General features: G+C 61.0%; 1 pseudogene. It reads right to left on the bottom strand.

The annotated features are described in order from the left end of the window. A pseudogene (locus tag E2484_RS24620) lies at window positions 1–639 on the bottom strand (sugar ABC transporter substrate-binding protein); the annotation flags it as partial.

Genomic DNA, 639 nt, shown 5'->3' on the forward strand with positions numbered 1-639 from the left:
GGAGTTGGGGTTGATGGCGTTGTGCCATCCGCCCAGCGCGGCGACGGGGCCGCCGGTCATCGGGTACTGCGCTTGCTCGGCGGTCTTGGCGTACGGAATCGGCATCACGCCGAGGTCCTGCCCGAGATTGTCCTCGGAGCCGGAGATGTTGATGGCGTAGGGCCAGTTGCGGTGCATCACGGCGTTCTTGTTGGTGAAGGGCTTGCGCGAGGGCTCTTCGGTCCACTGCATCACTGCCGCCGGCGCGATATTGCCCTGATAGTTGTCCAGCGTGTTGTTGGCGTTCGAGCCGTGGATGAACGTTCGGATCATCTTGATGGAGTCGACGACCTGCTGTTCGTCCACGGTGATGGGTCGGTCGCCCACCGGCCCGAAGAGGTACTTCTCGGGATTCCCGAAGTAGGCACCGCCCCAACTCGACATGAACTCGTTGAAGTCACAGCACGACAGTCCCTCGTACGCGTTCCCCTGGAAGGTGAAGCCGTACTGGACGTCGTTGTTGTTCATCGCCTCCTTGGTGACCTGCGAGAACTTCTCCCACTTCATCGAGTTCTGAGCCCACTCGTCGAAGTCCGACTGCCCGTACCCGGCGTTCTTCAGGTACTGCTTGTTGTACTGCATCGTCGGGAAGTCCGGGAA

The sequence above is a fragment of the Halorussus salinisoli genome (genome assembly GCA_005239435.1).
Taxonomy (GTDB): Archaea; Halobacteriota; Halobacteria; order Halobacteriales; family Haladaptataceae; genus Halorussus; species Halorussus salinisoli.